This window comes from Micromonospora sp. NPDC002411 (assembly GCF_053592955.1).
This window is the reverse complement of sequence record NZ_JBSFBM010000356.1, coordinates 1-6,669: the sequence shown is the minus strand read 5'-3', so window position 1 is coordinate 6,669 and position 6,669 is coordinate 1. Positions and strand designations below refer to the sequence as shown.

The following is a 6,669-nucleotide window of genomic DNA, read 5'->3' as shown; positions in this document are numbered from 1 at the left end:
GCAGTCCCAGCTCGTCGACCACGACCTGCCCCGACTGGCCGACGCGGTCGGGAGGCGCTCACCCGGCTCACCACCTCGATCGCGACGGCCGAGGAACACCGCGACGAGGTCGCCCGGGAGCGCGCCGCCCGCGAGGCGGAGCTCCAGGAGGTACGCGGCGCGGCGAAGCGGCTCGGCGCGGAGCTGGAGCGATTGACCAGCCAGGTCCACCGCGACGAGGTCGCCCGCGCGGAGCAACGGCTGCGCATCGAGCAGTTGGAGGCGAAGGCCGCCGAGGACTTCGGGCTGGACGTGGAGACGCTGGTGGCCGAGTACGGCCCGACGCAGCCGGTCCCGCCGACACCTGTCGACATCGCCACGGCCGAACGCGACGGCCTGCCGGTGCCCGAGCCGGTCCGCTACGAACGGCCGGTGCAGGAGAAGCGGGCTGCCAAGGCGGAACGGGAGCTGACCCTGCTCGGCAAGGTCAATCCGCTCGCGCTGGAGGAGTTCGCCGCGCTGGAGGAGCGTTTCAAGTTCCTCTCCGAGCAGTTGGAGGATCTCAAGGCCACCCGTCGGGACCTGCTCACTGTGGTCAAGGACGTGGACGAGCGGATCCTGGAGGTCTTCGCCAGCGCGTTCGAGGACACTGCCCGGGAGTTCGAGCAGGTGTTCAACGTGCTCTTCCCCGGCGGCGAGGGCCGGCTGATCCTCACCGAGCCGGACGACCTGCTCACCACAGGCGTCGAGGTGGAGGCCCGCCCACCGGGCAAGAAGATCAAGCGGCTGTCGCTGCTCTCCGGTGGCGAGCGGTCGCTGACCGCGGTGGCCATGTTGGTGGCGATCTTCCGTGCCCGGCCCAGCCCGTTCTACATCATGGACGAGGTGGAGGCGGCCCTGGACGACGTGAATCTGGGCCGGTTGATCACGTTGATGGCACAGTTGCGGGAGAAGAGTCAGCTGATCGTCATCACCCACCAGAAGCGGACGATGGAGATCGCTGACGCGCTCTACGGGGTCACCATGCGCAGCGGGGTCACCCAGGTGATCAGCCAACGGCTCAACAGGGCCGACGAGGACGACGAGCGGCACGGCCGCGGCGAGGAGAACGGGTAGTGGCTCGGGAACGCGCGACGGCGCTCCTGCTGGATCTGGACGGCGTACTGCGCCGGTTCGACCCGGCGGTGGCCGCCGGCGTGGAGCGGGAGTACGGCCTCGCCGACGGGGTTCTCCTCGAGATCGCCATGCAGTGGGGCCGACTCCGGCCGGTGCTCACCGGCCAGCTCAGTCACGCCCAGTGGGTGGACAGCGTGGCCGACGCGCTGGCCGAGCCGGCCGGCGGTCCGGACCGCGCCCGGGCGGCGGTGGAGCAGTGGCAGCGCTACCGGGGCGAGGTGGACACCGAGGTGCTCGACTTCGTCCGGGAGGTGCGCGCCGCCGGCATCACTGTCGGCCTCGGCACCAACGCCACCGACCTGCTCGACGCCGACCTGGCGGACCTCGGGCTGGCCGGTGAGTTCGACGTGGTGGTCAACTCGTCGACGCTCGGTGTGCACAAGCCAGCCCCGGAGTATTTCCAGGGCGCCTGCGTGGCGCTGGCCACGGCGCCGGCCCGCGTCCTCTTCGTCGACGACGAGGACTGGGCCGTCCGGGGCGCCCGCGCCGCCGGGCTGTCGGCGCACCGCTGGGGCGGTCACGCCGACCTGCGCTACCTGCGGGCGGCCCTGGACTACTGAGCGCCTGTCACTCGCCGGTGACGCCGTCGATGCGTTCCCGGATCAGGTCGGCGTGGCCGTTGTGCCGGGCGTACTCCTCGATCATGTGCACGTACACCCAGCGCAGGTTGAAGGTGCGCTTCTTCCCGCCGACCTCGATGAACGTCTCGTCGAGCGAGTGGCCGGCGGCGGCCTCGCGGGCCAGTGCCACCTCCCGGTGGAAGATGGCGAAGTCCGCCTCGGCGTCGGCCTCGCTGACGTCGTGGTCGGCGTCCGGCGTCTCCGGGGTGAAGTACGGGTAGTCGACAGGCTGGGCGGCGAAGTTCTCCCGGAACCACCAGGCCTCCACCTCGGCCAGGTGTCGGACCAGGCCGAGCAGGGTCAGCCCGGAGGGTTGCACGCTCGGCGTCCGCAGCTGCTCTTCGGTCAACCCGGAGCACTTGAGCAGCAGGGTCTGGCGGTGGTAGTCGAGCCAGCCGTCGAGCATGGTGCGCTCGTCACCGACGTACGGTTCGGGGGTCCGGGTGATCTCCGGTGCGGTCCACGTCATGCCGCGCATCCTGCCGTGCACACCCGACATCCCGCGACGGGTTATCAGGGCACCACGACGACGGGCCAGCGACCGGCCCGCACCAGGCGGGTGGCGACCGAGCCGACCAGCCGGTGACCGGCCTGCTCGGACGCGCCCACCAGCAGCATGTCGGCCTGGAACTCGTCGGCCGCCGCGCACAACTCCCCGTACGCGTCGCCGCGCCGGCAGACGAACGTCACCGGGATGCCCCACTGCTCGGCCGCGCGCCGGCACTCCCGGCGCAGCTCGTCGGCCAACTCGTCGTGGGTGCGCTGGACCGCGCCGGCGTCCATGCCGGGCACCAGGGCGGTCAGGCCGCTCGCCGAGCTGACGAAGACCACGACCAGGGCGGCGCCCTGCCGACGGGCCAGACCCGCGGCGTAGGAGCCGGCCCGCTCGGAGGTGCGGGTGCCGTCGACGCCCACCATGATCACCCTAGGGCCGTCCGTGCCTCGTTCGAAGGGCAGCGATCGGGTCTGGGGGCCGTACTCCTCGCGGTCCGGTGCTCCCACGCTCATGGCTCTACCTCACCTCTGCTCGCCGGTACGGACCACGACCGCGCCGGCGCCGGCAGCGACTGTCGATTCCCGCTCGACCTCCGCCGAAACCGGGTCGCCGTTGTGCTGCCGCAGCGGCACCTCCTTGATGAAGGCCACAGCGATCAACGCGATCAGGGCGAAGGGCGCGGCGGTCAGGAAGATGTCACCGGCACCGTGGCCGTACGCGCTCTCCACCACGGCCCGCAGCGGGCCGGGCAGGGTGTGCACGTCGGGCAGGGCGCCGCCGGAGCCGGAGCTGGACGCGGGGATACCGAGCTGGGTCAGCCCGTCGGCGGTGTAGTCCTTGACCTTGTGGGCGAGGACCGCGCCGAGAGCGGAGACACCGATCGCGCCACCGAGGCTGCGGAAGAACGCGACCACCGAGCTGGCCGCGCCGAGCTCGTGCGGGCCGACGGTGTTCTGCACGGCGAGGACCAGGTTCTGCATGGTCATGCCCAGGCCGACACCGATGACCGCCATGTAGACGCTGAGCAGGGCGAAGTTGGTGTCCGCGCGCAGCGTGCCCATCAGCGCGAAGCCGATGGTGAGCAGCGCCGAGCCGATCACCAGGTACCGCTTCCACCGGCCGGTCTTCGTGATGACCCGTCCGATCACGGTGGAGGCGACCAGCAGGCCGAGGATCATCGGCAGGGTCATCAGGCCGGACATGGTCGGGCTCTGACCGCGGCTGATCTGGAAGTACTGGCCCAGGAAGATCGACGCGCCGAACATCCCCACGCCGACCGCGATGCTGGCGACGACGGCGAGGGTGATGGTGCGGTTGCGGAACAGGCGCGGCGGGATCATCGGCTCGGCGGCCCGGGTCTCGACCCGGATCGCCAGGGCGCCGAGAACGAGCGCGCCGAGGACCATGGCGGCGGTCTGCCAGGACGCCCAGGCGAACTGGTCACCGGCGAGCGAGACCCAGATCAGCAGCAGCGACACGGCCGCGGTGATCAGGGTGGCGCCCCACCAGTCGATCTGGGCCTTCCGCTTGACCACGGGCAGCTTCAGGGTCTTCTGCAGCACGATCAGCGCCACGATGGCGAACGGCACGCCGACGTAGAAGCACCAGCGCCAGCCGAGCCAGGAGGTGTCCACGATCACGCCGCCGATCAGCGGGCCGCCGATGGTGCCGACGGCCATCACGGCCCCGAGGTAGCCGCTGTAGCGGCCCCGCTCGCGCGGCGAGATCATCGTGGCCATGATCACCTGGGCCAGTGCGGTGAGACCGCCGGCGCCGATGCCCTGGAGCACGCGGCAGGCGATCAGCTCGCCGGTGCCCTGGGCGAGGCCGGCCAGGACCGAGCCCAGCACGTAGATGCCCAGGGCGAGTTGGACGAGTGTCTTCTTACTGGTCAGGTCGGCAAGTTTGCCCCAGATTGGGGTGGTTGCGGTGGTCGCGAGCAGGGCTGAGGTGACCACCCAGGTGTACGCGGACTGGCCGCCGTGCAGTTCGGTGATGATCCGCGGCAGCGCGTTCGAGATGACCGTGGAAGAGAGAATCGCGACGAACAGGCCCAGCAGCAGGCCGGAGAGTGCCTCCAGGATCTGCCGGTGGGTCATGTCGACGGCGGTCGCCTTGGTGGGCGCTGTCGCCTGGCTCATCGTTTGGTGCCTCCGAGCGGAGTCGATGTGGAACGGCGGCGGGCTGACATGCGGGCCGCCTGAGAGTTGCCTGGGGCAACCGTATGCTTGGTTGCCTCAGGCAACAACCTGGGGAGCGGGTGCCGTATTCCCCGTCACCCCGGGTTCAGGACCAGGAGTCGTTGAGCCGGCCGAGCAGCCTGGCGAGTTCCTCGATGTCCCGCTCCGGCCAGCCGTCCAGCGCGCGCACGAACTCGCCCAGCCGGGCGGCCCTGGCCACGTCGAACCGATGCTGCCCCTCCTCGGTGAGGCTGATCTGCGCGGCCCGCCGATCACTCGGATCCGGATCGCGGTAGACCAGGCCGAGGACCTCCAGGGCGTTGATCTGTCGGCTCAACGTCCCCTTGCCCACACCGAGGCGCGCCGCCAACTCGGTCAACCGGATCGACCCGCTGCGCCGCAGCCAGAGCAGCAGCCCGTAGGTGTTCGGCTCCAGGTTGGGGTGCACCTCGCGGGCGATCTCCCAGGAGACCGCCCGCCCACGACGCAGTAGAGCGGTCAACTCGTGCTCGACCGCCCTGATCGGTTCCGGCAGGTGCTCGTCCACGGCGTAGAGACTACGGCGAGGTCGGTGGTGCGGCGGCCGACAGTCGACGCCGCATCACGGTGCGTAGGTGCCCGTCCTTCGTGGTGCCCTCGATGACCACGTCCGCCCCGCGCCCCCGATGCGTCAGGGTCGCGACCGCGTTGCCGAAGAACGGCCCCGCCAGCTTGCGCCACCGCACGCTCGGTCGGCGTACGCCGGCGGAACGCGCCAGCGCCCGGGTGGCACCAGCCGGACCGGCCGACCAACCCAGCTTCATCAGCGGACGGATACCGGCCGGCACCTGGTTGTGGATCGGTGAACAGGTGAGCTGGTGCACGGGCGTGACCACCGCCGGGTCACCGAACCGGGCCCGGGCCACGTACGAGTGGTGCACGTCCCCGGAGAGCACACTGATCGACGCCGGTGGGGCGTACGCCGGACCGGCGCCGATCCGCGCGCCGGACTCCCTCGGAGTGCCGGTGCCGATCCGGGCGAAGGTCTCCGCGAGCCCCTCGAAGGAACGCCGGAACGCCGCCCAGTGCTCCAGGTCCAGTGCGCGACGCAGCTTCTCCGCCCCGCGCGCCACCCACGGGCGACGCGACTCCGCCAGCTTCTCGTTCCACGCCTCGATGTGGTGGATGCCCTGCGGCAGCAGCCAGGGCAGCGAGGCGCCGACCACGAGGTGGTCGTAGACCCCGTGCGCCTGGTCCAGGAACCAGGACCACTCGCCCGGTGGCAGCATCGCCCGGTTGCCCGGGTCGAGCACCCGACTGCACCGGTTGTCGAGCATGACCAGGCGGGTACGCCCCAGGTCCAGTGCGTAACTCCACTGGTACTGCACCGCGCGCCAGCGCTCCGTGTCGTGCGCCACGTCCGACTCCTGGTCGACCCGGTGCCCGAACTCGCGCAGCACACCTGTCGCGTCCTCGGCGGCGACGACCTTCGCGAAGACCGGGTCGGCGGTGATCTCGTCGGGGGAGAGGTTGCCCAGGTGCTGGTAGACCCAGTACGAGGCCAGCCCGCTGCCGATCCGCTCCTGCCACCACGGCTGCTCGCGAACCTCCGCCCGCCAGGCCGCCGAGGTGTTCCAGTCGTCGATGATCTCGTGATCGTCGAAGATCATCACGCTTGGCACTGTGGAGAGCAGCCAACGGATCTCCGGATCACGCCAGGACTCCAGGTAGAGCTTGGTGTACTCGTCGAAGCTCACCACCTGATCGGCCGGAGCGCCCTTCGGACGCCGCCGCCGCCGACGCAGCAACCGGCGCACCGTGGGCGACGTGACGTCGGCGTAGACCTGGTCACCGAGCAGCACCAGCAGGTCCGGTAGCGGGTTCGACTCCGGGTCGGCCATCAGCCTTCGGGCGTACGCGTCCAGCGCGTCCGGCGGCAACTTTCGGGTCGTGGCGTGCTGGGTGGTCTCCCGGCACGAGCCGAAGATCAGGCTGACCGGCTGGTCCCGGTCGTCAGCGGCCCGGGTGCGGATCACGCTCGGCGGGAAGCCGCTGCTCGACACCGGCCAGACCAGCTCGTCGTCGACCAGCACCTCGTAGGTGGTCTCGCTGTCCGGAGTGAGCCCCTCCACCACCACGAGCGCGTAGTGGTGGTCGTACGCCGAGAAGGTGGGCGCGGTGCCGTTGGGTCCTCTCCGCGGTCACCATGTCTCTGGCGGGTGTCGCGACGGCTGCCTTC

Annotated in this window: 5 protein-coding genes and 2 pseudogenes; 2 read left to right on the top strand and 5 right to left on the bottom strand. The window is 70.7% G+C overall.

Annotation, left to right across the window (positions count from 1 at the left end):
• Both ACWCO3_RS29375 and ACWCO3_RS29370 read left to right on the top strand, forming a co-directional pair.
• Nucleotides 1-1,095: pseudogene (locus tag ACWCO3_RS29375) on the top strand (chromosome segregation protein SMC); the annotation flags it as partial.
• Nucleotides 1,095-1,715: an HAD-IA family hydrolase gene (locus tag ACWCO3_RS29370; RefSeq protein WP_145785100.1), complete on the top strand. Its 621-nt coding sequence runs from the start codon at nt 1,095-1,097 to the stop codon at nt 1,713-1,715. The pseudogene ACWCO3_RS29375 and the gene ACWCO3_RS29370, both read left to right, overlap by 1 nt.
• 7 nt (nt 1,716-1,722) lie before the next feature.
• On the opposite strand, the gene ACWCO3_RS29365 is transcribed toward ACWCO3_RS29370, so the two are convergent.
• From ACWCO3_RS29365 to ACWCO3_RS29345, 5 genes and pseudogenes are all read right to left on the bottom strand, one after another.
• Nucleotides 1,723-2,244 carry a DinB family protein gene (locus tag ACWCO3_RS29365; protein WP_145785099.1) on the bottom strand — a complete coding sequence of 174 codons (522 nt, stop codon included), beginning with the start codon at nt 2,242-2,244 and terminating at the stop codon, nt 1,723-1,725.
• Between the two features lie 44 nt (nt 2,245-2,288).
• Nucleotides 2,289-2,783 carry a universal stress protein gene (locus ACWCO3_RS29360; RefSeq protein ID WP_450013131.1) on the bottom strand — a complete coding sequence of 165 codons (495 nt, stop codon included), beginning with the start codon at nt 2,781-2,783 and terminating at the stop codon, nt 2,289-2,291.
• A gap of 9 nt (nt 2,784-2,792) precedes the next feature.
• The gene (locus ACWCO3_RS29355) at nt 2,793-4,412 is read right to left on the bottom strand and encodes an MDR family MFS transporter (RefSeq protein ID WP_357933581.1); all 1,620 of its coding nucleotides are present in this window, start codon (nt 4,410-4,412) and stop codon (nt 2,793-2,795) included.
• A 145-nt stretch (nt 4,413-4,557) separates the two neighbouring features.
• Complete coding sequence (locus tag ACWCO3_RS29350) at nt 4,558-4,998, bottom strand: MarR family winged helix-turn-helix transcriptional regulator (RefSeq protein WP_231924400.1); 441 nt, start codon at nt 4,996-4,998, stop codon at nt 4,558-4,560.
• Nucleotides 4,999-5,008: 10 nt separating this feature from the next.
• Nucleotides 5,009-6,622: pseudogene (locus tag ACWCO3_RS29345) on the bottom strand (alkaline phosphatase D family protein); the annotation flags it as partial.
• Nucleotides 6,623-6,669 lie beyond the last annotated feature (47 nt).